The organism is Nonomuraea marmarensis (assembly GCF_043197025.1).
Taxonomy (GTDB): domain Bacteria; phylum Actinomycetota; class Actinomycetes; order Streptosporangiales; family Streptosporangiaceae; genus Nonomuraea; species Nonomuraea marmarensis.
In genome coordinates, this window is the sequence record NZ_JBICRM010000026.1 from 74,350 (window position 1) to 97,454 (window position 23,105).

General features: G+C 71.4%; 22 protein-coding genes and 1 pseudogene. 12 read left to right on the forward strand and 11 right to left on the reverse strand.

The annotated features are described in order from the left end of the window. The first annotated feature begins 54 nt into the window (after window positions 1-54). The gene (locus tag ACFLIM_RS33900; RefSeq protein WP_393172450.1) at window positions 55-1,251 is read left to right on the forward strand and encodes a glycerophosphodiester phosphodiesterase; all 1,197 of its coding nucleotides are present in this window, start codon (window positions 55-57) and stop codon (window positions 1,249-1,251) included. Between the two features lie 12 nt (window positions 1,252-1,263). Here the strand turns inward: ACFLIM_RS33900 and ACFLIM_RS33905 are convergent, their stop codons facing one another. After that, a complete protein-coding gene (locus ACFLIM_RS33905) occupies window positions 1,264-2,241 on the reverse strand; it encodes a phosphotransferase enzyme family protein (protein WP_393172451.1) in 978 nt (325 codons plus the stop codon). 231 nt (window positions 2,242-2,472) lie between these two features. Here ACFLIM_RS33905 and ACFLIM_RS33910 point away from each other — a divergent pair, with 231 nt between their 5' ends. From ACFLIM_RS33910 to ACFLIM_RS33920, 3 genes are read left to right on the forward strand one after another with little or no spacing between them, the layout of a single operon-like run. Beyond that, complete coding sequence (locus ACFLIM_RS33910; protein WP_393172452.1) at window positions 2,473-3,867, forward strand: family 2B encapsulin nanocompartment shell protein; 1,395 nt, start codon at window positions 2,473-2,475, stop codon at window positions 3,865-3,867. A gap of 13 nt (window positions 3,868-3,880) precedes the next feature. Beyond that, window positions 3,881-5,056 carry a family 2 encapsulin nanocompartment cargo protein terpene cyclase gene (locus ACFLIM_RS33915; RefSeq protein WP_393172453.1) on the forward strand — a complete coding sequence of 392 codons (1,176 nt, stop codon included), beginning with the start codon at window positions 3,881-3,883 and terminating at the stop codon, window positions 5,054-5,056. Further along, window positions 5,053-5,931, forward strand: a complete 879-nt coding sequence (locus ACFLIM_RS33920; protein WP_393172454.1) for a geranyl diphosphate 2-C-methyltransferase — start codon at window positions 5,053-5,055, stop codon at window positions 5,929-5,931. Before ACFLIM_RS33915 ends, ACFLIM_RS33920 begins: the two co-directional genes overlap by 4 nt. A gap of 9 nt (window positions 5,932-5,940) precedes the next feature. Here ACFLIM_RS33920 and ACFLIM_RS33925 read toward each other — a convergent pair whose 3' ends face one another. Next, window positions 5,941-7,659: a SpoIIE family protein phosphatase gene (locus tag ACFLIM_RS33925; protein ID WP_393172455.1), complete on the reverse strand. Its 1,719-nt coding sequence runs from the start codon at window positions 7,657-7,659 to the stop codon at window positions 5,941-5,943. A 190-nt stretch (window positions 7,660-7,849) separates the two neighbouring features. Between ACFLIM_RS33925 and ACFLIM_RS33930 the strand changes: the two genes are divergently transcribed. Then, the gene (locus tag ACFLIM_RS33930; RefSeq protein ID WP_393172456.1) at window positions 7,850-8,662 is read left to right on the forward strand and encodes an alpha/beta fold hydrolase; all 813 of its coding nucleotides are present in this window, start codon (window positions 7,850-7,852) and stop codon (window positions 8,660-8,662) included. A 45-nt stretch (window positions 8,663-8,707) separates the two neighbouring features. Here the strand turns inward: ACFLIM_RS33930 and ACFLIM_RS33935 are convergent, their stop codons facing one another. The 3 genes from ACFLIM_RS33935 to ACFLIM_RS33945 all read right to left on the reverse strand — a co-directional run bounded on the left by ACFLIM_RS33935 (window position 8,708) and on the right by ACFLIM_RS33945 (window position 12,604). Beyond that, window positions 8,708-9,538, reverse strand: a complete 831-nt coding sequence (locus ACFLIM_RS33935; RefSeq protein ID WP_393172457.1) for a patatin-like phospholipase family protein — start codon at window positions 9,536-9,538, stop codon at window positions 8,708-8,710. Between the two features lie 152 nt (window positions 9,539-9,690). Further along, window positions 9,691-11,910, reverse strand: coding sequence for a polysaccharide lyase 8 family protein (locus ACFLIM_RS33940; RefSeq protein ID WP_393172458.1), 2,220 nt, complete (start codon window positions 11,908-11,910; stop codon window positions 9,691-9,693). Between the two features lie 28 nt (window positions 11,911-11,938). Next, the gene (locus ACFLIM_RS33945; RefSeq protein WP_393172459.1) at window positions 11,939-12,604 is read right to left on the reverse strand and encodes an ATP-binding protein; all 666 of its coding nucleotides are present in this window, start codon (window positions 12,602-12,604) and stop codon (window positions 11,939-11,941) included. Here ACFLIM_RS33945 and ACFLIM_RS33950 point away from each other — a divergent pair. Beyond that, a complete protein-coding gene (locus ACFLIM_RS33950) occupies window positions 12,603-12,773 on the forward strand; it encodes a hypothetical protein (protein WP_393172460.1) in 171 nt (56 codons plus the stop codon). The two genes, ACFLIM_RS33945 and ACFLIM_RS33950, sit on opposite strands and share 2 nt — an antisense overlap. Before the next feature lie 63 nt (window positions 12,774-12,836). Here ACFLIM_RS33950 and ACFLIM_RS33955 read toward each other — a convergent pair whose 3' ends face one another. The 5 genes and pseudogenes from ACFLIM_RS33955 to ACFLIM_RS33975 form a co-directional block, all read right to left on the reverse strand. After that, on the reverse strand, window positions 12,837-15,113 hold the full coding sequence (locus ACFLIM_RS33955; RefSeq protein ID WP_393172461.1) for a xanthine dehydrogenase family protein molybdopterin-binding subunit: 2,277 nt from the start codon (window positions 15,111-15,113) through the stop codon (window positions 12,837-12,839). 147 nt (window positions 15,114-15,260) lie between these two features. Continuing rightward, a complete protein-coding gene (locus ACFLIM_RS33960; protein ID WP_393172462.1) occupies window positions 15,261-15,509 on the reverse strand; it encodes a multicopper oxidase domain-containing protein in 249 nt (82 codons plus the stop codon). Beyond that, window positions 15,440-15,724 (reverse strand): annotated as a pseudogene (locus ACFLIM_RS33965) (multicopper oxidase domain-containing protein); the annotation flags it as partial. The gene ACFLIM_RS33960 and the pseudogene ACFLIM_RS33965, both read right to left, overlap by 70 nt. Before the next feature lie 414 nt (window positions 15,725-16,138). Continuing rightward, complete coding sequence (locus ACFLIM_RS33970) at window positions 16,139-16,543, reverse strand: hypothetical protein (RefSeq protein WP_393172463.1); 405 nt, start codon at window positions 16,541-16,543, stop codon at window positions 16,139-16,141. Continuing rightward, window positions 16,540-17,610: a carboxymuconolactone decarboxylase family protein gene (locus tag ACFLIM_RS33975; protein ID WP_393172464.1), complete on the reverse strand. Its 1,071-nt coding sequence runs from the start codon at window positions 17,608-17,610 to the stop codon at window positions 16,540-16,542. Before ACFLIM_RS33975 ends, ACFLIM_RS33970 begins: the two co-directional genes overlap by 4 nt. A 121-nt stretch (window positions 17,611-17,731) precedes the next feature. On the opposite strand from ACFLIM_RS33975, the gene ACFLIM_RS33980 reads away from it, so the two are divergent. The 6 genes from ACFLIM_RS33980 (at window position 17,732) to ACFLIM_RS34005 (ending at window position 22,716) form a co-directional block, all read left to right on the forward strand. Next, a complete protein-coding gene (locus ACFLIM_RS33980) occupies window positions 17,732-18,871 on the forward strand; it encodes a sensor histidine kinase (RefSeq protein WP_393172465.1) in 1,140 nt (379 codons plus the stop codon). Then, the gene (locus ACFLIM_RS33985; RefSeq protein ID WP_393172466.1) at window positions 18,868-19,530 is read left to right on the forward strand and encodes a response regulator; all 663 of its coding nucleotides are present in this window, start codon (window positions 18,868-18,870) and stop codon (window positions 19,528-19,530) included. Before ACFLIM_RS33980 ends, ACFLIM_RS33985 begins: the two co-directional genes overlap by 4 nt. 53 nt (window positions 19,531-19,583) lie before the next feature. After that, complete coding sequence (locus ACFLIM_RS33990) at window positions 19,584-20,183, forward strand: sulfite oxidase-like oxidoreductase (RefSeq protein ID WP_393172467.1); 600 nt, start codon at window positions 19,584-19,586, stop codon at window positions 20,181-20,183. Continuing rightward, complete coding sequence (locus ACFLIM_RS33995; protein WP_393172468.1) at window positions 20,184-20,909, forward strand: ferredoxin reductase; 726 nt, start codon at window positions 20,184-20,186, stop codon at window positions 20,907-20,909. 1 nt (window position 20,910) lies between these two features. Continuing rightward, window positions 20,911-21,177: a DUF6510 family protein gene (locus ACFLIM_RS34000; protein ID WP_393172469.1), complete on the forward strand. Its 267-nt coding sequence runs from the start codon at window positions 20,911-20,913 to the stop codon at window positions 21,175-21,177. A 132-nt stretch (window positions 21,178-21,309) separates the two neighbouring features. Further along, window positions 21,310-22,716 (forward strand): LCP family protein, encoded by a 1,407-nt coding sequence (locus tag ACFLIM_RS34005; protein WP_393172470.1) that lies wholly within the window; start codon window positions 21,310-21,312, stop codon window positions 22,714-22,716. A 173-nt stretch (window positions 22,717-22,889) separates the two neighbouring features. Here ACFLIM_RS34005 and ACFLIM_RS34010 read toward each other — a convergent pair whose 3' ends face one another. Further along, window positions 22,890-23,060, reverse strand: coding sequence for a DUF3073 domain-containing protein (locus tag ACFLIM_RS34010; protein WP_393172471.1), 171 nt, complete (start codon window positions 23,058-23,060; stop codon window positions 22,890-22,892). Window positions 23,061-23,105 lie beyond the last annotated feature (45 nt).

Genomic DNA, 23,105 nt, shown 5'->3' on the forward strand with positions numbered 1-23,105 from the left:
TGTGGCAGCGCCTGAATACTCGGCGAGTTACCGAGATCGTCGAAAGGATTGGCCATGACGTTCCCCCCTGCACGCCGAGCCGTACGATCGCTGATCGCCGCCGCCGCGGTGACGGCGGGTCTGGTCGCGGGCACCGCCGGCGCGCACGCCGACGACGACCCCCGGATCGAGCAGTACCGGCAGGCGCTGGCCGCGCTGAAGCCGCTGACCCAGCAGCCGGTGTGCGACGAGAAGCCCGAGCCGGCCCGCTGGGAGAACGCCGGCACCCCGGACCAGGGCTCCGCCGACGTGTTGATCTCCGCTCACCGGGGAGCGAACACCCTCGCTCCCGAGAACACCCTGAAGTCCTACGAGTACGCTTTCGCCTACGGTGTCGACCTGGTCGAGGTCGATGTCCAGCAGACCCGCGACGGACGTTTCGTCGCCCTGCACGACTCCACGGTCGACCGCACGACCAACGGCACCGGCAACATCAAGGACCTGACCTTCGACGAGGCGCGTGCCCTCAACGCCGCCGACTACGAGCCCTGGAAGGGCAGCGCGTACGACCCGGCGCAGATCGCCTCGCTGGAAGAGATCCTCGCGGTCGCCAAGCGGGCCGGCGGCGGCATCGAGCTGGACATCAAGGGATCGGTCACCGAGGAAGGAAAGCTCGCCGAACTGGTGGGCAAGTACGGCCTCATCGAAGAGTCGATCTTCAACTCGGCCGACTCGCGGATCCTGGTCGCCGAGCCCGGTGCCCGGCTCATCTACAACCGCGACACATGGGAGCCGGGCTTCCTGCTGTACGAGGTCGGGCAGGTCTTCAAGGTGTTCGGCTCGCGACTGGACGAGTACACGCCCGAGTCCGTCGCCGCGGCCCACGACTCGTGCGCAGTCGTCATGCCGCATGCCTACGACGCCGGGGCCGACCAGGAGGTGGCGCAGTTCCAGCACGCCCGGTCGATCGGCGCCGACGGAGTCCAGACCAACCAGCCCGCCCTCATCGTGGCCGCGGCCGGGGAGGCGGTCGACTCCAAGCTCGTCGTCCGCGGTAAGAACGCTGTCTGCCTGGTCAACGCCGGCAACGGTCTCGGCTTCCCCGGTAAGACGGTACGGCTGGCCAAGGACCAGAAGTCGATCGACCTGGCCACCGGCTACGACGGCTGCGCGACCGTACCGGGCGTGAACTGGCGTGGCGCGTCGGTGTCCTTCGCTGGCGACGGCGCCGTGCACGCCTCCCGTGGGCGGCTCGTGCCGAGCAACGGCTGACACCCACACCGATCAGCGGGCGCGGGTCAGCTCCAGCACGTCGGCCAGTTGCCGCGGGGCCGGCAGGATGTGCAGCGCCTCGTCGATCTCGCGTTCGGCCCACTCGCGGTGCCGCGACTCGGCTCGCGGGTCGAGCGCGACGCGCGCCTGGACCAGCAGGAAGTTCAGCCGGGACGCGATCAGCATGGTGAAGTCCGCCGGCTCGGTGATGCGTCCCGGCCCGCCCGCGCGCACGTACGCCTCGTACATGGCGCGCACGGGGGCCAGGTCGGTGGTCGAGTCGTCGCAGAACCAGTCGAACAGTGCCTGGGCCAGCTCCCGGCCCGGCGCGGCCGGCCCGAGGTTGTCCCAGTCGACGACCACAAGCGCACCCGTCGGGTCGGCCAGAACGTTCTCCGGGTGCAGGTCGCGATGGCAGACGATCAGCTCGGCGGGATCGGCCGGCGCGACCGCCGCGCACAGCTCGGGCAGCGTGGTCAGCCGGTCGGCGAGCCGGGCGGCCCACGCCGCGCCCGACGTGGACGCCTGCGCCAACTCGTGCGCGGCGGGGACGTGGTCGTACCAGGGGTTGGGCGGCCCGCCGCCCGGCTCCACCGCCGTGGCGGGGGCGCACCGGTGCAGGCGCGCCAGCAGCGCCCCGAGCTCTCCCGGCGTGGCCTGCGCCGTCAGCTCGACCGGCCGCAGATCGACCCAGTCGTACAGGCGCAGCAACGCCCCGTCGGGCCCCACGAGCAGGTAGCGCCCATCGCGGTCGGGGTGGCTGGCCGGCAGCCGTACCCCTGCTTCGGCGGCCCGCCGCGCGAACGCCAGCTCCGCCTCGATCAGCGCGTCCGACGGCGGCTCGGCGAAGATCTCCTTGAGCGCGTAGCGGGCCGGGCCGACGTCCAGGCGCCAGATCTGCCCCAGCGCACCCCTCGGCCCTGCGGACACCACGACGTCCGCACCCCACCCGAACGCCTCCCGCACGTGCGCGACCAATTCCTCAACCATCACACCACCGTGGGCAGCAGGCGACGAGGTTCACGCGCCCCAGTATGGACCGTACGGCCGGCGGCGAGCACCGGAGTTTCAAGAGAGCCAGATCTCCCTTTCGCGGCCGCCAGCATTCCCTCCCCGCCAGGAGATTCTACGTAGCGTGCTCATAAAACTACTTTCAGTAGCTAAGCAGCCTCCTGACATCGCGCGGGGACCTGTCTGACGGATCGGCGATTGCGAGGAAACATGCCCACTGAGCCGACGGAACAGCGGCTGAGCCTGGACACCCGGGCCGCGCGCAACCTGGCCACCACCACCAAGACCCCGCCGCAGATGCAGGCCATCAGCTCCCGCTGGTTGCTGCGCATGCTGCCCTGGGTGGACGTGCGCGGCGGAACGTACCGGGTCAACCGCCGACTGACGCACACGATCGGGCGCGGCCGCGTGAGCGTCGCGCAGCACGGGGCGGACGATGTGCGGATCATCCCGGAGACGCTCGCGGAGCTCCCCGCGCTGCGCGGCTTCGGCGACGTCGAGGTGCTGGAGGCGATCGCCTCGACGTTCGCGCCACGGGAGTTCCAGGCCGGCGAGGTCATCGTCGAGGCCGGTGCCCCCGTCACCGAGACGTACGTCATCGCCCACGGCCGCCTCGACCGGCTCTCCACCGGCAAGTACGGCACCACCCAGTTCCTCGGCGTCATCACCGACGGCGACCAGTTCGGCGACGAGGCCCTCAGCCAGGGCAACCCCCGATGGCCGTGCACCATCAGGGCCGCCACCGCCGCGACGGTCATGGTGGCGCCGCGAACGGAGTTCCGGCGGATAGCCGGCCGGTCCCCCGCCCTGCGCGGGCACATCGAGCGCTTCCTGGAGAGCACCCGCAAACCGGTCAACCGCCGCGGCGAAGCGGCGGTCGCCATCGCGGCCGGGCACGTGGGCGAGCCGGCCATCAACGGCACGTTCGTGGACTACGACCTCCAGCCCCGCGAGTACGAGCTCAGCGTCGCGCAGACCATCCTGCGCGTCCACACGCGGGTCGCCGACCTCTACAACGACCCGATGAACCAGCTCCAGCAGCAGTTGCGCCTGACCATCCACGAGATCCGCGAACTCCAGGAGTCGGAGCTGCTCAACAACCGCGAGTTCGGGCTGCTGCACAACACGGACTACGGCCAGCGGTTCTACACCTGGTCGGGCCCTCCCACCCCCGACGACCTGGACGACCTGATCAGCATGCGCCGCAAGACCCGCTTCCTGCTCGCTCACCCCAAGGCGATCGCCGCCTTCTTCCGGGAATGCAACAAGCGCGGGCTGGTCGTGGGCAGCACCGACGTCGACGGCCACGAGGTCCCGGCCTGGCGCGGGATCCCGATCTTCCCCTGCGGCAAGATCCCGATCACGAACGAACGCACCACCTCGATCCTGGCCCTCCGCACGGGCGAGGACGACCAGGGAGTCGTCGGCCTCCACCAGACCGGCATCCCCGAAGAGTACGAATCCGGGCTGAACGTCCGGTTCATGGGCATCAGCGCCCAGGCCGTGATGTCGTACCTGGTCAGCGCCTATTACTCGGTGGCGATCCTGGTCCCCGACGCCATCGGGATCCTCGAGAACGTCGACATAGCCGCCCCGCGCTCCTAGGAAGAGGTGCGTCATGCCGCACGACACGGTGCCGCTGCCGGCCGGCCCGACCGGCCTGGGAGCCTGCACGCTCAGCCTCCGAGCCGCGTTCCAGCCCTACCGGCCCAGGCCCGACGAGGGAGACGGGCACGAGCCGGATCGCGGATGGAGCGTCTCGATCCCGACCCCGTCCGGTGGCGAACGCAGGCACAGTCTCGCTCCGCTGGCCTACCGGGAACGGGAATGGGGCGACGGGTCGTACCCGCCGCTGTACTGCCCGGAGACCGTCCGGGTCGACGACGACCTCGGCGACGAGGTCGACCGGCGGCTGGTGGCGTGGGCCCAGCGGGTCGGCATCCATGAGGGGCGGATGGAGGAGTTCGCCGACACCGGGTTCGGGCGGCTGGCCATGCTCACCCACCCCGACCGCGACGACCCCGACTCGCTGCTGGTCGCGGCCCAGATGAATACCGCCTGGTGGGCAGCCGACGACTACTACGCCGACGAGACCGAACTCGGCGCGACGCCGACGGAGCTCCCGCCCCGGCTCGCCCTGGTCACGTCCGCCATGGACCCGCCGCCGGACGCCGGCGACTACACCCGCACGCTCGAAGAGTGGATCCGGGCCGACCCCGTCCTGGTCTCGCTGCGCTCGGCCACCAGCCACGTGACCCGCCACGCCACCCCGGCCCAGGTCATGCGCATTTGCAACATCACCTCGCAGATGTACGTGAGCTGGACCGCGTACGCCGCCTGGCGCTACCTGGAAACGCCGCCGCCCGTCTGGCGCTACCTCGCGGCCCGCCAGCACGACAGCTTCTACACCTCCATGACGCTCATCGACGTCGTCGGCGGCTACGAGCTGCCCGCCAGCCTCTTCTTCGACCGGCGCTTCCACACCGCCCTCATGCAGGCGGGCACTGCCAGCGTCATCGTCAACGACCTCCACTCCGTCGAGAGAGAGGCGGCCGACGAACTCCCCGACTCTAACCTGATCCTGCTCATCGCCGCCGAAGAGAACTGCTCGACGCGCGAGGCGACCGAGCGCGCCGTCGCCCTGCACAACGACTTCGTCGAAGGCTTCGAGAACAGCCGACGCGAACTCGCCGCCATCCCGTCCCCCGAGCTCAAACGATTCCTGCGCGGCGCGCAGGGATGGATGGCCGGATGCCTCGAATGGCACGGCACCACCAGCCGCTACCAGTCATGACGACCGCCCCAGGAAAGGAGTCTCCGGTGAGCGCACAGACCCCCGTACTGAGCAGCCTCTACCAGCAATCCGTGGCCGACTACTGGAACGCCGAGAAGAACCCGGTCAACCTGCGTCTCGGTGAGGTCGACGGCCTCTACCACCACCACTACGGCATCGGCGAGGTGGACTGGTCGGTCCTGGACGCCCCCGAGGCGAGCCGGGAGAAACGCGTCGTCAACGAACTCCACCGGCTGGAGTCCGTACAGGCGGAGACCCTCATCGCGCACCTCGGCCCGCTGCGGCCCGAACACCGCGTCATGGACGCCGGCTCGGGCCGCGGCGGCTCCAGCCTCCTGGCCAACCTCCGGTACGGCTGCCAGGTGGACGGCGTGTCCATCTCCGAGTCCCAGGTGAACTTCGCCAACCAGCAGGCCAAGGAACGCGGCGTGGACGACCAGGTACGCTTCCACTTCCGCAACATGCTCGACACCAGGTTCCAGACGGGGACGTTCCAGGCGATCTGGAACAACGAAAGCACCATGTACGTCGAGCTCTCCCTCCTGTTCGCCGAACACGCCAGACTCCTGAACCGCGGCGGCAGATACGTGTGCATCACCGGCTGCTACAACGACGCCTACGGCCTGCCGTCCCGCGCCATCAGCCAGATCAACGCCCACTACATCTGCGACATCCATTCCCGCAGCACGTATTTCAAGGAGATGGCGGCCAACCGCCTCATCCCGATCAGCGTCGTGGACCTCACGGCCGCCACCGTCCCGTACTGGGAGCTCCGCGCCAGGACCCACCTGGCCACCGGCATCGAGGCGTCCTTCCTCGACGCCTACAAGAGCGGCAGCTTCCAGTACCTGCTCATCGCCGCCGACCGCGTCTGAGGGTCAGCATCAGCGGTCCTTGCCCGGATGCTTCAGACGCAGCGCGAGCAGCGCGATGTCGTCGATCACGTCATGCCGCATCCGGGCCAGGATCTCGTCGCAGAAGTACGGCAGCGGCTGCCTGGCGAGTGAGGCGGCGTGCCTGCGCAGCCGGTTCATGCCCACTTCGAGGGACGACTCGGCGGTCTCGATCAGGCCGTCGGTGTAGAGCAGGACGGTGCCCCGCGACGGGATCGGCACGCCGGCGTCGGGCCGGTCGGTGTGCAGGCCGGTGCCGAGCAGCAGGCCCTGCCCCTGTTCCAGGTACCGGGTGGAGCCGTCGTCGTCGACCAGCAGCGGCGGCGGGTGGCCCGCGCTGGTCCAGTGCAGCCACCAGGCGCCGTCCTCCTGCTGCTCGACCAGTGCCAGCACCAGCGTGGCCATCAGGTGGTCGGTGATGTGCGGCAGGGCGTCGTCGAGCTGGCCGACCACCAGACTGGGCGGCCGCCGCTGGGCCCAGGTCATCATCCGCAGCATGTTCCGGATCTGCGACATCTCGGCCGCGGCCTGCAGGTCGTGCCCCATCACGTCGCCGATGACCAGGGTCGTCACCCCGCCGGGCAACGGGAAGGCGTCGTACCAGTCGCCGCCGACCTGGGAGCCGCTCGGGGCGGGCTGGTAGCGCGCGACCAGCTCCAGCTCCTCGATGCCGGGCAGCGGGCTGATCAGGTGCCGCTGCATGGTCTCGGCGACGCGGCGTTGCTCCTCGAACAGGTCGGCGTTGTCCACGGCGAGCCCGGCCCGGCCGGCGATGTCGCCGATGAGGGACAGATCGGCCGTGTCGTAGTCGGGAGAGGACTCGGACCGGGCCAGGGTCAGCGCACCGAGCACCCGGCGGCGCGTGCGCAGCGGCGCGATGATCACCGACGTGGCGTCGATCTTCTCGAACAACCCCCGCTGCACGCCGCAGATCCCCGCCTCGGCCACCTTGGCCAGATCCCGCGAGTCGAGCAGGACCGAGGGAGCGCCGCGGAGCACCCTGGCCAGCGGCGAGTGTGCGGTCTCCCGCAGTGAGGGTAGCGGCCCCTCCCACCGCTCCGCCTCGGTGTTGCTCCTGTCGCGCGACACGACCGCGACCCTGCGCAGGGTGTCGCCGGGGCCGAGCAGGTCGATCACCGCCCAGTCGGCCAGGCGGGGCACCACCAGCCGGGTCAGCCGCCGCAGCGCCTCCTCCACCTCCAGGGTGGAGGCCAGCACGGTGCTGATCTCCGCCATCAGCGACAGCCGGCCGGTCAGCTGCTCCAGAACGGTGAGGTGGGCGGCCTGCTCCTGTTCCACGGCCTTGTGCCGCCGCAGATCGTAGAAGAGGACCACTCCTCCCAGGTTCCGGCCTAGTTGGAGCGGCGCGACCACCAGGCCCAGGGGGATGAGGCCGCCGCCGCCGCGGGTGAACCAGGTCTCGTCGGTGCGCACGCTGGTGCTCGATCCGAGGGCCGCGAGGTGGCGGCAGCTCGCCCGGGGGATCGTGCTGCCGTCGGCGTTCCTGTGCAGCAGGTCATGCGAGTCCGCCCCGATCAGCTCCTGGGCGGGCCGGTCCAGCAGCTGCTCGGCGTACGGGTTGACCATGATGATCCGACCGGTGCCGTCCACGATGTAGAGCCCCACGTGCAGCCCGAAGAACAGGGCTCGCACGAGTTCCTCGCTGAGCCCGTACCTCTTCAGGGTGGGAACGTTGTCGCCGGCTTCCATGGCGCCCCCTATACCACCTGCCTAATCACCCCTTTTGCGCAACCACCCACCCACTTTTCGGCAAAATGAAGGCACCGGGTGCTCATGAGGTAATTCTTTGCGCTGAGCGATGAGTTTCGCCGGGGGCCGCGGTCTTACCTGCGTCACCGCAGAACCGCGGGACGACGGCTGGAGAAAAGGACGACCTGCCATGACGACCACTCGCACTCTCGCCGTACCGGGCGCTCGCCTGCGCTACGAGGTACGCGGCACCGGGCCGCTGCTGATGCTGATGGGGGCGCCGATGGCCGCGAGGTTCTTCGAGCCGCTGGCCGGGGCGCTGGCCGGCGAGTACACCGTGGTCACGCACGACCCGCGGGGCATCTCGGACAGCGTGCTCGACGATCCCGAGCAGGACTCCACGCCCGAGCTGCGGGCGGACGACGTCGCCGCGATCCTGGACGCCCTGGGCGCCGAGGCCGCGGACGTGCTCGGCAGCAGCGGCGGCGCGGTGACGGGGCTCGCGCTGGTCGCGCGGCACCCCGCGCGGGTGCGTACGCTCGTCGCGCACGAGCCGCCCTCGGTGGAGCTGCTCCCCGACGCCGCCGAGCAGCGGGCCGCGATCGACGACATCATCGAGACGTTCCACCGGGAGGGGCAGGAGGCGGCGTTCGCGAAGTTCATGGCCACCGCCGGGTTCGACCAGGGGGACGAGGGCTCCCCCGCCGGGCCTCCCGGGGAACCGTCGGAGCAGGACCTGGCCGACAACGTCCGGTTCTTCGCCCACGAAATGCGGGGCACCACCCGGTACGTGCCGGACGTCGCCGCGTTGACGGCCGGTCCCGCACGGGTCGTGGTGGGCATCGGCGCCGACTCGCGAGGGCTGCTCACGTACCGGACGTCCGTGACGCTGGCCGACTTGCTCGGCGCGGCGCCGGTGGAGTTCCCCGGTGACCATGGTGGCTTCCTCGGGTATCCCGAGGAGTTCGGCGAGGTGCTGAAGAAGGTGCTCGCGGGCGCCTGAGTCCGATGTTGTGGCGGTCCTTGAGTGGCGCCCGAATAGGCGCGGCTACCGCCAGATCGCCGTCACCCGGGCCGCGGCGGAGCGGCCCTGGGCGTAGCCGGCCTCGGCGCTGGGCGTGCGTACTTCCGGGGCGAGCGGATCCGCCCCGAACGCCGCCAGCGAGTCCTCGTCGGGCTCGATCACCTCGACCGTGCCCTCGAGCCCCTTCCAGGCCGGCTCCCCCTCCGCCATGTCCGGCAGCGGCGCCAGCACCAGCACCCGGTCGAACCCGGCCGCGAGGTCGGCATTGGTGCTGGTACGCACGCCACCGTCCATGTAACGGACACCGTCGATGGTCACGCACGGCCACACGCCGGGCACCGCGCAGCTGGCCGCGACCGCGTCGACCAGCCCCACCCCGGAGCCGGGCGCGAACAACCTGGGCTCGCCCGTGAGGGCGTCCACCGCCACGATCACCAGGTCGCGCTCGGGCCACTCGTGCACAGGCAACCGCGCCTCGATCACCTCGCGCCGCCGGGCCTCGGTGACCGTGGACGCCCCCAGCGCCAGCGCTCCGATCGCGCGCCGCTGCCCGGCCGGATCCGGCGTCTGCTCGAAGATCTGCTGGAACCGCGTCCACAGCTCCTCCATCGGCACCCCGCTGGGCAACTCGGGAGTCTGCAGCGCGGGATCGGTCTGCCGCTTGAGCAGGTCGGAGAGCGGCAGGCCACTGGTGACCTGGGCGGCGACCGTCGAACCCGCCGACGTGCCGATGATCCGGTCGGCGGCCGTGACGTCCACGCCCGCGTCGGCGAGCGCGGTCAGCACGCCGGTCTCCCATGCGATCCCGGCGACTCCGCCGCCGCCCAGCACCAGCGCCCGCTTGATCTCGCTCATCGGCCCCTCGCATACACGTCGTTACGATGATGTTCGCGGCAACGCCCCCAGGACGTGGCTACTCGAAGCGTACGGCGTCGTACCGCGTCGGTCTTGACGTAGAGGGCGCGCACCGGCAGGTCGGCCTGGTTGGGTACGGAGCCAATACATGATCAGCTCAGCCGCACGGTGACCGTCCGCGAGGCGCCCTCCTGGCCGGCGAGCCGCCCGAACGTGAACGTCCCGCCGCTGAGGACGGCCTCGCCGCCGATCACACCCGCCACCGATCTGGCCCAGGTCACGGTCAGCTCGTCCAGGTCGCACCGGGGATCGGACACGGTCAGCGTGGCCGTGCCGTCGCCGCGTTCGCGTACCAGGAGCGCGCATGGGGCGGAGGCGCTCAGGTCGGCCGCCGTCCCGGCGTTCCAGAAGTTGGCCGCCGTGATCCCCAGCGAGGGCACGTGCACGGCCTGCAAGCGGGCGGTGTTGGCGAGCACGCGTACCCCGGCGCCGGCAGCCCTGGCACGTGTCTCCTCCTCACTAGCGCCGGGCAGCAGCAGGTAGACGTAACCGGCCGAGCGCGGATCGACGCCGTGGTCGAGCCAGAGGGTCACGTAGTCGCGGGTCGCCCCGCCGCCGGTGCGGCGCTCGCGCAGCGTGTGCAGGGCCTGGCCGCCGGGCACGACATAGCCGCCGTGGCCGTCGAGGTGTGCCCATCCCGCCTCCACAGTGAGCGGGGCGCCGGTCCTGCGGTTGTCCACGACGGTCTCGACGGGCGTGCCGTCCTCGGCGGTGATGCCCGCGCCCAGGCACACGATCGCGTCGTCGAGGAAGAACCACGACTTGACCGCCTCCATCGTGCTCTCCAGGCCGTTCAGATGCTGGCCGACGGTCGCGTACGTGCCGTCCGTGGCCCCGCCGACCCAGCGCCAGGGCGTACACGTGTCACCCCAGCCCGGGCCCGCGCCGTCGGCCAGTCGCCGGGTGGAGACGGTCGTGCCGGGCAGGCGGTAGGGGTCCACGGTCGGCCAGAACGAGTCGGAATACTGGTCGCCGTGGCCCTCGGCCCACCAGTAGAGCATCCCTGAGCCGGTGTGCCAGCCGCGCGGGTTCTCGCCGTTGCCGTGCTCGTAGTGGCCGATCCGGTGCGAGGCCATGCTGAGCGCGGCGCACCAGCCCGGCCCGCGGTGCACGGCCCTGGCACTCATCGGCATCAGCCGGTGCCCGGCCGGCTCCGCGGCGGCGGGCACGGCGGCGTCGTCCATGATCGCGGCCAGCCGGGCGTGAAACGCCGGCTCGGCGTTCTCCAGCATCGGCCGGTACGTGTTCCGCACCGCCCATCCCTTGACCATCGCGTGCCAGCGGGCCCGTTCCGGAGCCGAGGCGCTCTCCCCCAGCAGCAGGATCGCGGCCGCGATCTCCCGCCCCCGCTCGTGGTCGCCGAACGCCTGCCTGCCGACTCCCCGGCCGCGAACCAGGTCCATGCAGGCGCCGTCGAGTACGAAGGGGGCGAACGACCTCTCGACCATGTCGAAGACGTTCTGGTCGACGACCTCCCACGGCGAGCCGCGCAACACCGCGAACAACGTCGCCAGCCCCGACAGCAGCGTCACCCCGTAGGCCCCCTGGTACGGCACGTACGTGTGCTGGATGAACGACCCGTCCCGGTAGAACCCGTCGCCTTCGGAGACCAGGCGGAACACCGGGGACAACGCCGAGACGGCCAGCGCGGCCTTGGCGTGCTCGTCCCCGAGCATGGCGCGCAGCAACATCACCACGCACAGGTCCACGCGGTTGGCCGCGGTGCTGGTGCCGCTGTAGTCGCCAAGGCGGGATTCGGGCACGAAATGATCCACCGCGTCCCGCAGCGCCATGCTCTGCGGCTCGGGCAGGCCGACCAGCATGGCCGCGTCGAGCAGCGCCTTCGGCACGCCGATCTCCCAGTGCCACCAGTTGCCCGCCGGGTCGGCGCCCGCGGCGTACACGTGCCGCCGGTAGTGGTCCACACCCGCCGTGACGGCCGCCGCCAGGCTCGCGTCGCCGGTCAGGCCGGTGCCCTCCAGGACATACGCGTGCGCCATGGCCCGCAGCCGCCGCGGCGTGGCCACGAACGACGGGAACGCCTGGTCGGGCCAGAGCGACGTGCGGGCGGGAGCCATGGTGTCGCGATACCGTGCGGCCGTCCTGCCCATGCTCGCCAGCCGGGTCCGGTACGGCTCCGCCGCCGGGTCGTATTTCCCGGACCCCGCGGTCACCTCCCGCCATCGGCGGCGTAATCGGACGAAGGAGTCGTCGGGCGTGTGCGCGATCCCGGCGGGGACCAACGCACCGAACGCTCCGGCCGCGGTCACGCCGCCGAGCCGGAGGAACGATCGCCTGGACGGCCGGTGCACGCCTCGATTATCACGCGCGGCGAGGGGGTCAGGTGCCGGCCCGGAGCGGCACGACGTTGCCGGGCGTGCCCTGGCGCGGGATCGCGAACCAGGTGGCCTTGCCCACCAGGTCGGGGTGGGTGATGTAGCGCTGGGGATGGCAGCCGTAGAAGCCGTCCGAGAGCCTGGCCACGATCCGCAGCCCGCGCCCGTGCTCGGCCTGCACGTCAGGAGGCGACGGGGCGGGAAGGAGCGGGCTGCTGTCCACGACCACACACATGATCTCTTTGGTGTCTATGTGAAGAACGAGTTCGTACGGGCCGTCACCGTACAAGAGTGCATTGGTGATCAATTCGCTCACCATGAGCACCGCGTCGTCAATGAGGTCGGAAGAAAGGGTGAGCGCCGACAATTCATGGCGAATGGCGGCTCGCGCGTGACCGACCGTCCGTGCGTCCTCGTGTAGCGGCCACGCGTACTGCATCCGGCTCCGGCGAGCTGCTCGCAGCGTGGTCATGGCTTCCCTTTCCTGGGTTGAGGGGCAGCGAATACGCGTTTCGCTCAACAAGAGGAGCTCCCTATGGGTAGACGTACACGGCTGTCCAAACGTGTACGTACGAGGAGGCCTTTTGGGTCGAATCTTTGGCGAGAAATCGCAATTCTTTCTGGCGCGGCTCGAAACGATCGGGCGCCGGTGGGGTACGGACACTGCCATGAGCAGTCCTGACGAGAACGCACCCAAGACCGACACCAAGCCGCCCCTCGACCCCGCGCGCAAGCCGGCCAAGCCGGGGAGGCGGCCGGACCCGCCCAAGACCGCGGGCAGGAAGGCGCTGGAGCAAGCGCTCTCCGAGTCGGGCAAGGATCTGAAAGACCTCACCTGACCGGGTTGACGACCGGCCGATCCCGGCACCCGAGCCGCCGATCAGCCGGTCCACCGCCCATGACTACAGGAGGGACCACACGGCGGCCGGGGTCAGCGGCACGTCCGTGATCTTCTCCGCGATCTCCGGCAGGGCGGCGGCCACCGCGTTGGCGATGGCGGCCGGCGGGCCGATCGTGCCGGACTCCCCGACGCCCTTCATGCCGCCCGGCGTGACCGGCGAGGGCGTCTGCAACGTCACGATCCCGATGTCCGGCACCTCCCGCGTGGTCGGCACCATGTAGTCCGTGATCGGCTGGCCGTCCGCGGTGTAGACGATCTCCTCGGTCAGCGCCTGGCCGATCCCCTGGACGACGGCGCCCCTGAGCTGCCCCTCCACCACGGCCGGGTTGACCAGCACGCCGGAGTCGTTGACTACCCAGTAGCCCTCCAGCTCGACCGCCCCGGTCTCGGGATCGACGGCCACGGCGGCGGCGTGCGCGCCGTACGCGAACGTGTAGGCGGCCGGGTCGTAGCTGACGCGTTCCTCCAGTCCGGGCGTGACTCCTTCGGGCAGGTCCCAGCCGCGCCACGCCGACGTGGCCAGCTCCCCGAGCGTCACGGACGCCTGCGGGTCGCCCTTCACCCGTACGGCGCCGTCGACGAGCTCCAGGTCGGCCGGGGCCGCCTCCAGCCGGTGCGCGGCGATGGCCACGAGCTTGTCCCGCAGCCGGGCGGCGGCCTGGGTGAGCGCCCCGCCGCCGAGCGCCAGCGAGCGGCTGGCGATCGACCCCACCGACGAGTACGGCGTCGCCGCCGTGTCCCCCAGCACCACCCGCACCCGGTCGATGGGCACCCCCACCCGGTCGGCCGCGAGCTGGGCCAGCGTCGTCTCGATGCCCTGCCCGATCGACACCACCCCCGACGACACGACCACGGACGCGTCCTGCTCCATGCGCAGGACCGCCGTCTCGTAGCCGCCGGCCAGGATGCCGGTGTCCTTGAGCTCCATCGAGGGCCCCATGCCGGTGGTCTCCACGTGGCAGGAGTACCCGATGCCGCGCCTGCGGCCGTCGTCCTTCTCGATGGGCGTGACCAGGTCGCGCACGGTTCTGAGGGCGAGCGGGTAGTCGCCCGAGTCGTACGGCTGGTAGACCCGCGTCGTGTACGGCAGCTCGTCAGGCCCCAGCATGTTCCGGAGCCGCAACTCGATCCGGTCGAGCCCCAGCCGGCGGGCCGCCTCGTCGATCAGCCGCTCCCTGGTCAGGGTCGCCTCGGGCTGGCCGAAGCCGCGGTAGGAGCCGGTGGGGGTGGTGTTCGTGACGACGCCGCGCACGCGTACCGCGACCCGGTCGAACCGGTAGGGCCCGGGCATCAGCGTGGCCGTCACGGCGAACGTCGAGACGCCGACGTTCGAGGGATGGGCGCCGATGTCGCCGATCACGTCGGCGTGCAGGGCCACGAACCGCCCGTCGCCGTCGAGCGCCAGCCGCGCCCGGTGCACGGCGGCACGCGCGGGCAACGTGGCGAACAACCGGTCGCCCGGCGACTCCGACCAGCTCACGGGGCGGCCCAGGCGCATCGAGGCCAGGCAGACGAGCGCCTCGTCGGGATAGACGTGCTCCTTGCCGCCGAACCCGCCGCCACAGTCGCGGCTGATGACGCGTACCCGGTCATGGGTGAGCCCGAACGCGTCCGCCAGGTGCTCGCGCACGTGGTGCGGCGCCTGGGAGGAGATGTGCACGGTCAGCTCCTCCTCCGCGTAGGAGGCGACCACGCCGCGCGGCTCCATGGGGTACGGCGAGACCCGGCCCATCCGGAACGTCATCTCCACGACGTGCTCGGCCCCGGCGATGGCGTCCGCGCAGTCGGCGTCGCCGAGCGTGAAGTCGGTGAGCACGTTCGTGCCCCAGTCGCGGTACAGCAGCGGGGCCTCGCCCTCCAGCGCCCGCTCCATCCCGACGACCGCGGGCAGCTCGGCCAGCTCCAGATCGACGAGGTCGGCGGCGTCCCTGGCGGCCTCCGGCGTGCGGGCGACGACGACGGCGAGGGGCTGCCCGGCGTACCTGATCTCGTCGTCCAGTGCCCGGTAGGACGTGATCCGCTGGCCGGGGGCCAGGCTGACGCAGGGCAGGCGGAGGTCCGGGGCGTCGGCGGGGGTGATGACGTCGAGCACGCCGTCCACCGCCCAGGCCGCCTTGGCGTCGCAGCCGAGCAGCCTGCCGTGGGCGATGGGGCTGCGGACCACGTACGCGTGGGCCGTGCCCGGCAGGCGGACGGTGCCGACGTACCTGCCTTTCCCGGTCAGCAGTCTGGTGTCTTCCCGTCGTGGCGTCCTGGCGCCGACATACGCGTCTCCCATGGCCCGATTGTGAGCGCCGCTCGCCGGACGGTCTATACGATCCGCGTGAAAGAGCACGTCAGCGGGGGTACCGATGCAAACGTTCCTGCCATTTCGACGCGCCGGACGACCCTGGACCACGTCTGGCCGGCCTCCGACCGGGCGTGATCACACGACCTCGAAGGCGGCCATCATGGCCATGTCCTCGTGTTCGAGGTTGTGGCAGTGCAGCACGTAGCGGCCCCGGTAGCCGGTGAACCTGGTGACGATCTCGACGGTCTGCGCGTCGCGCAGCTCGACGGTGTCCTTCCACTCCGGCGGCCCGGCCCGGCCCGGCGCTCGCCGTTGACCGACAGCACCTGGAAGTGGTCCAGGTGCAGGTGCACCGGGTGGGCGACGTCGCTGGTCAGCCGCCATACCTCTATGTCGCCGAGCTTCGGCCTGGCCTCCATCCGATTCGGGTCGAACGGCCTGCCGTTGATGAGCCATCCGGTGCCGCCGTGCATGCCGCCGCTGCCGAACTCGAAGTCCCGCGTCACCGCCGCCTTGCCCGGGTCGAGCGCCTCGACGGTGGACAGCCGGGCCGGCACGGACGAGTCGTCGGCCTCGTCGCGCTCCACCGCGAACCGCATCACCCGCGCCTGCGCGCCCTCCCCCGCCAGGTTCCGCAGCTCGACCTTCTGGCCGAGCCGGTAGGCGGAGAAGTCGACGACCACGTCCGCGCGCTCGCCGGGAGCCAGCCGGACCTGCTTGACCGTGCGCGGCGCGCTCAACAGTACGCAGCCCCGGCAGCACCTCCACCTCGGCCGCCCGCTCGGCCAGCTCGTAGAAGTCGGCCCCGCCCGCACTCCGGACGGGCCTGGCCACCTCAGGAACCGGCAGCGGCACCGCGAACGGCTTGGGCAACGGCGCCGCACTGGCCAGCAGCTGCGGCTGCGGGGTGCCCGCGATCAGCGAGCACCCGGACGCCCCCGCCGCCACCACCGCACCCAGCCCGAACAGGCGCAGCGCGTCGCGCCTGCTCGGAACCGGGCCGCCGATCCGGCTCACGCCGCTCCCGGTCGCGACAGGACCCGGGTGAGCTGCAGGACTCCGACGCCGAACATCATCACCCCGAGCGGCACGTGCAGCGTCGTCACCCCGGCCTCGCCGAGGATCGCCGCCACGATCGTGGCCACCAGCAGCCCCGCGGCCGTGGGGATGAACTTGGCGGACCCGCCGCCGGGCCGCCAGGCCAGGATCGCCACGACGAGGTGGACGAGCCCGGTGACGACCAGGGCGATGCCCGAGGTCATGTGCAGCGCCCGTCCCCCGGGTGAGGAGAGCAGCAGGCCCGCCGTCACTGCCTGGACCAGCAGCGCGACGGCATGCAGGGCCACCACGGCCCTGAGCGCCTGCATGAGCCAGGAAGTCTGTGCGGGCCGGGTGGCGAGCGTGGGTTGCGCGGTCATGATCGTTCTCCCAAGGGTGCTTCGATGAGGGCGCCGGCGCGTTCCGTGGCCGTGATGGCGCCGAACGCGCAGAGCCGTACCAGGTCCTCGTCCGTCCTGGAGCCGCCGCGCCAGGCGGCCACGTCGGCGTCGGTCACCCGGTACGGCGCGAGCGCGGCGAGCAGCGCGAACCTGGCCCCGGCCCGCTCCCCGGCGGGCAGGTCGGCGATCGGCCCCTCCAGCCAGAGGTTGCCCATCGGCGGATGCGTGCCGTCCCAGGCCCCCACCGTGCCGGTCACGGCGGCGCGCGCGGCCGCACCCAGCAGCTCGCCACCGGCCCCCGCGACGGCGGCGAGCACGGCGTAGGCGGCGCCGACCGGGGTGCCCGCCGCCCAGGCGGGCTCCGGCCGCGCGGGCAGGTCCGCGACCAGCGGCAGGCTCGCGCCGGGAGGCAGCCGCCGACGGACCGTGCGGGCCAGCGCCCGGCCGCCCACGCTCCTGACCAGGCGCGACTTCTGCAGGTTGGCGGGCAGCAGGTTCTCGGTGAGCAGCGCTGAGGCCATGCGGTTGATGAAGTGGAAGCTCAGCGCGGTGCCGATGTACTCGGGCGCGAGCTCCAGGGGGAACGGCGCGGGGCCGCGCACTTTGGCCCAGGACAGCAGCGCGGCGTGTTCGGGATCGTCCGGCGTGTCACCGCGGGCGATGGTCTCCGCCAGCCGATGGTCGCCGGTCGCGTGCAGCAGCGTCGTGTGGGCGTCCACGCAGAACGGGCACCTGTTGGCCAGTGACACGCCGAGCGCCACGACCTCCTTGCTCGTCCTGGTCGCGTTCCCGGCCAGCAGCGACTCGCGCAGCATGACCCAGGTCGCGGCCTGCACCTCGACCGACGGCGACAACGTCAGGAACACCGGCATGCGCGCCATCCCGAAGTCGTCCGCGAACTGCGCGTAAACCAGGGCGGCCCGCCCGGTCGCATCCTGCGGCTCCACCGGAGTCACGTAACGGAAGCCGGCCATCATCCGGCCCTCTTTCGGATCGTCTCCATACCGGACATGTTGGTATTCCGCCCGGTCGGGGTCGTCGTGCACGGGAAGACTCCTGCGTCTACGACCTGGGAAGCAGGACCGGCGGAACTACCACGCCGGGAGTAGGGGCGATATCCGCCCTGGCGTGGAGGAATATGCCCCGACCAGGCTCTAATGTGCAGGAATGAGCTCTCTGCACCGATGGCGGCCGCTCGCCATGGACGCCGCGCTCGCCGCGGTGGTGGCCGCCATGCTCACGGCCACCGTGCTGGTCACACCGGGCGCGGGAGCCGTGGACCTGGCCGCCGTCCTGGTCGGCTCGCTCGCGCTAGTCTGCTGGCGCCGCGCTCCCCTGGTGCCGCTGCTCATCAGCACGATCTGCATGCTGGTCTACTCCGTGCACGCCCAGCCGGGCCCGCCCGCCGCGTTCCCGGTGCTGGTGGCGGTGTTCGGCTCGGTCAGGGCGGGGCACCGGCTGAAGGCGGCGGTGGCGAGCGCGGTGTTCCTGGGCGTGAGCCTGGCGGTGAACCTGTCCGTCGCCGCCGGCCAGAACTCCCAGGACATCGTCCAGCGTACGACGTTGCTGCTCGGCTGGTTCCTGGCCTCGGGGGTGGCGGCGACGGTGACCAGGCACCGGCAGGCGTACCTGGAGCAGGCCGAGCAGCGCGCCGCGGAGGCGGAGCGCACCCGCGAGGAGGCCGCGCGCCGCCGCGCGGGCGAGGAACGGCTGCGCATCGCCAGGGAGCTGCACGACTCGCTCACCCACAGCATCTCGATCATCAAGGTCCAGGCGGGGGTGGCCGTCCACCTCGCACGCAAACGCGGCGAGGAGGTGCCCGCGGCGCTGCTGGCCATCCAGGAGGCCAGCGGCGACGCCATGCGCGAGCTGCGCGCCACGCTGGAGGTGCTGCGCGACTCCGACGGCGAGCCACCGGGTAGTGGCCTCGACCGGCTCGACGACCTGCTGCGGCGGGCGCGCTCGACCGGCCTGCCGGCCACGGTGACGATCTCCGGGATACGCCGCGAGCTCCCGGACGAGGTGGACCGGGCCGCGTACCGGATCGTGCAGGAGGCCCTCACAAACATCGCCAGGCACGCGGGCGGGGCCGCCGCGTCGGTGCGCGTCGACTACGGCGGCGAGGAGCTGGTCGTGCAGGTGGACGACGACGGCCAGGCCAGCCAGGACGCGCCGCCCGTGCCCGGCGTGGGCCTGCTCGGCATGCGCGAGCGCGTCACGGCCCTGGGCGGCCGCCTGCGCGCCGAGCCCCGCCCCGAGGGCGGCTTCACCGTACGCGCCGAACTACCGCTGGGGGAACCATCGTGATCCGGGTGTTGATCGTGGACGACCAGGCGCTCATCCGCGGCGGCTTCCGGGCCCTGCTGGAGGCCGAGGACGACATCGAGGTGGTGGCCGAGGCCGCGGACGGCGAGCGGGCCATCGCCCTCGCCCTCGAACACCTGCCCGACGTGGCCCTCATCGACGTCCAGATGCCGGTGCTGGACGGCATCGAGGCGACCCGGCGGATCGCGGCCGACGAGCGGCTGAGCGAGGTCCATGTCGTGATCCTGACCAACTACGGCCTCGACGAGTACGTCTTCAACGCGCTGCGCGCGGGCGCCGGCGGCTTCCTGGTCAAGGACACCGAGCCCGCCGACCTGCTGCAGGGCGTCAGGGTGGCGGCCCGCGGCGACGCGCTGCTGTCCCCCGCCATCACCCGCCGCCTGATCGGCGAGTACGTCGCCCACCGCCCCGAGCCCGAACCCGAGGGGCTGGACGTGCTCACCAACCGCGAACGCGAGGTGACCGCCCTGGTGGCCCGCGGCCTGTCCAACGACGAGATCGCCGCGCACATGGTGATCAGCCCGACCACCGCGAAGACGCACGTCAGCAGGGCGATGACCAAGCTGCGCGCCCGCGACCGCGCCCAGCTCGTGGTCTTCGCCTACGAGTCCGGTCTGGTCACCCCCCGGGCGCGCCGCTGACGCGGGAGCCTCCATTCGTGGTGGAATGGGACTCCTGATCACTGGGAGGGCTCGTGAGCATCATTTCGCGCGGCTTCCGCGGCAGGCGCAGGGAGGGTGGCGACCGGCTGCCACCGGGCCAGTACCTGGTCCACGACTTCCCGGTGTTGTCGGCGGGGCCGACACCGCGGGTCCCGCACGACCGGTGGGAGTTCGCCATCGACACCGAGGCGGAGCGGACCCACCGCTGGTCGTGGCAGGACTTCATGGCGCTGCCCAGCCAGACGCCCACCGCGGACATCCACTGCGTCACCAAGTGGACCAAGCTGGACACCACCTGGGAGGGCGTCTCGCTGGACGTGTTCTTCGAGGATGTGGAGACCACCGCCGAATACGCGCTGGTCTACTCCTACGGCGGCTACACCACGAACCTGCCGCTGGAGGACCTGCTCGACGGCAAGGCGTGGATCGTGCACCGCTTCGACGGCGAGGAGCTGGAGCCCAGGCACGGCGGCCCCGCCCGGCTGATCGTGCCGCACCTGTACTTCTGGAAGTCGGCCAAGTGGGTTCACGGCATCCGGCTGCTGAACGACGACTGGCCCGGATTCTGGGAGACCGCCGGATACCACAACTACGGCGACCCCTGGCGCGAGCAGCGCTACGAGGGCGACTAGGTGCGCCGCCTGACCTGGCGGGCCGCGGAGCTCGTCCGGATCGTCTCCGAGACGGCCACCGCGCGGACGCTGCGTTTCCGGGTGCCCGGCTGGCCGGGGCACCTCGCCGGACAACACGTTGACGTGCGGCTGACGGCCGAGGACGGCTACAGCACGCAGCGCAGCTACTCGCTGGCCGCGCCTCCCGACGGCGACCTCGTCGAGCTGACCGTGGAGACGGTGCCCGACGGCGAGGTCTCGCCATACCTGAACGAGGTGCTGGAGGTCGGCGACCAGGTCGAGCTCCGCGGCCCGGTGGGCGGCTGGTTCGTCTGGCGGCCGGAGAACAAGGCGCGGGTGTTACTGGTCGGCGGCGGGTCGGGGATCGTGCCGCTGATGGCCATGATCAGGGCGCGCCGGCAGGCGGGCAGCAGCGTGCCGTTCAGCCTGCTGTACTCGCTGCGCGACGCGGATCGCCGCTACTACGCCGACGAGCTGAGCCGCCCTGAGCCCGGGCTCGACGTCACCTATCTCTACACCAGGGACGCGCCACCGGGCTCGTCCCGCGCGGTGGGCCGGATCATGCTGGACGACCTGGCGGAAGGCGGCTGGCCCGCCCACTTCGAGCCCGACTGCTACGTGTGCGGGCCCACCGGGTTCGTGGAGGCGTCGGCCGACCTGCTGCTCGCGCTCGGGCACGCCCCCGAACGCATCAGAACCGAACGTTTCGGCCCGACCGGAGGCTGACATGACCGCTGAACACCTGGACGGCAACGCCCTGGCGGGCCCGCTCGGCGAGATCTTCGCCGTGGACGTCACCGCCGCCACCGGCCGCTGCGCGAGCTGCGGCCTGGTCGGCCCGGTCGCCTCGCTGCGCGTGTACGGCCCTGAGCCCGGCCTGGTGGCCCGCTGCCCCGGCTGCGACGAGGTGGTGCTCAGGCTGGTACGCGGCCCCGGCACGGCCTGGCTGGACCTGCGCGGCACGGTCTCGCTCCGCCTGAACGTCCCCGACTGACGCGCTGACCCCACCTCCGCACCCATGACCCGTGCGGACTGAGTACACTCGGCTCGTTCAACCGGCCGAGATCTGTACGGCGAGGCTCTTGGCCATGGGCGGCGGCCCTCGGCCCCGTCCTTCTGGAGTCACGTGAGCAGCGGGCTTGCCGACGCGCCGCCTTCCGAGCCGAGCGCGCCACCGCGGCGTCGCCGTCGCTGGCTGCGCTGGGTGATAGCGGTCGCGGTGACCGTCGTCCTCCTGGTCGCGGGCATAGCGGCAGGCGTCGTCGCCAAGCTGACGGGCAACGTCAAGCACGAGGACGTCACCGCCGAAGACCTGGGCGCCACCCGCCCGCCCAAGGTCGCGGGCACCGCGATGAACGTCCTGGTCGTCGGCTCCGACCAGCGCGACGGCAAGAACGCCAAGTACGGCCACCACATCTCGGGTGAGCGCACCGACACGATCATGCTGGTCCACGTGTCGTCCAAGCGCGACAACGCGATGGTGGTCAGCTTCCCGCGCGACTCGCTCGTCCAGTTGCCCGCCTGCCGCGCCACCAGCGGCCTGCCGGGGCAGCGGCCGCACCTCGGGATGATCAATGAGTCGTTCAACTCCGGCGGCATCGGCTGCACCTGGAAGACGGTCGAGGCGCTCACCCGCATCCACATCGACCACTTCGTGAAGGTCGACTTCACCGGCTTCAAGAGCATGGTCGACGCCGTCGGCGGCGTGCAGATCTGCCTGCCGGAGCCCGTGGACGACAAGAAGGCGCTGCTGCACCTGCCCGCCGGGCGGCAGACCGTCAACGGCGAGCAGGCGCTCGGCTACGTACGCGCCCGCTACAGCCTGGGCGACGGCTCGGACATCGGGCGCATCCAGCGGCAGCAGATGTTCATCGCGTCGATGGTGAAGAAGGTGATGAGCGGTGAGACGCTCACCGACCCGGCCAAGCTGGTGGGCATCCTCGACGCCGGCACCAAGGCGGTGACCACCGACCGCGGGTTGTCCCTGGGCGTCATGCGGGACCTCGCGACCAGCCTGCAGGGGCTGGACGCCGGGCAGATCCGCTTCATCACCACTCCCTGGCACTACTCGCTCACCGAGCCGGGCCGGGTGGAGTGGGTGCAGCCGCAGGCGGGCCGGTTGTTCCAGATCGTGGCCAGGGACCAGAGCGTCCAGGGCGTCAAGGGCGGCCAGGCCAAGGTGGGCCGGACGAAGATCCAGATCGAGCTGCGCAACGGCACCTGGCGCGGCGGGCTGGGCACCCAGGTGGCCGCGTTCCTGGAGCAGCGCGGGTATCACATCACCAAGATCGGCGACTCGCAGCGCAAGCCGCAGGCGAAGACCGCACTCCTCTACGGCCAGAACGGCGAGACCCGCGTGCCCACCCTGGCCGCCGACCTGCTCGCCGCCACGCCGAGAAAGGTCGCGGGCGCGACCACGAACCGGCTGGTGCTGGTAATCGGCGACGACTGGAAGGGCCTGAAGCCGCTGCGCGCCGACGACACGGAGGCGATCAAGGGCTTCGACGCCACCCACGACACCTGCGCCGCCTGACGACCCGTCCTCAAGGTGCGCCACATACCGGCCGGGCGCCGCCCACGCCTGACCGTCCGTAGAGGCCCGCCAGCACGCCGCGACGGCGGGGTGGCCGCCCCTCCGCGAGGTACTACACCGCCTGGAACTCGCGGCGCCGGATCAGGCGCAGGAGGCCAGGCGGTTGACCCGCGTCATCGCCCGCGCTCGGACTCCTGCTCGGACGCCGTAGGCGGGGAGATCTCCTCACTCGGCTCATCGGCTCCCAGCTCCTTGCGAAGCCGGTCGTAGTCGATGTTGTGGTTGGTGTACTTCAGCTGGCGAGCGACCTTCGTCTGCTTCGCCTTGGCTCTTCCTCGGCCCATGGCTACTCCCTAGTCCCCGCTGTCATGCTATCCAACAACGTTACG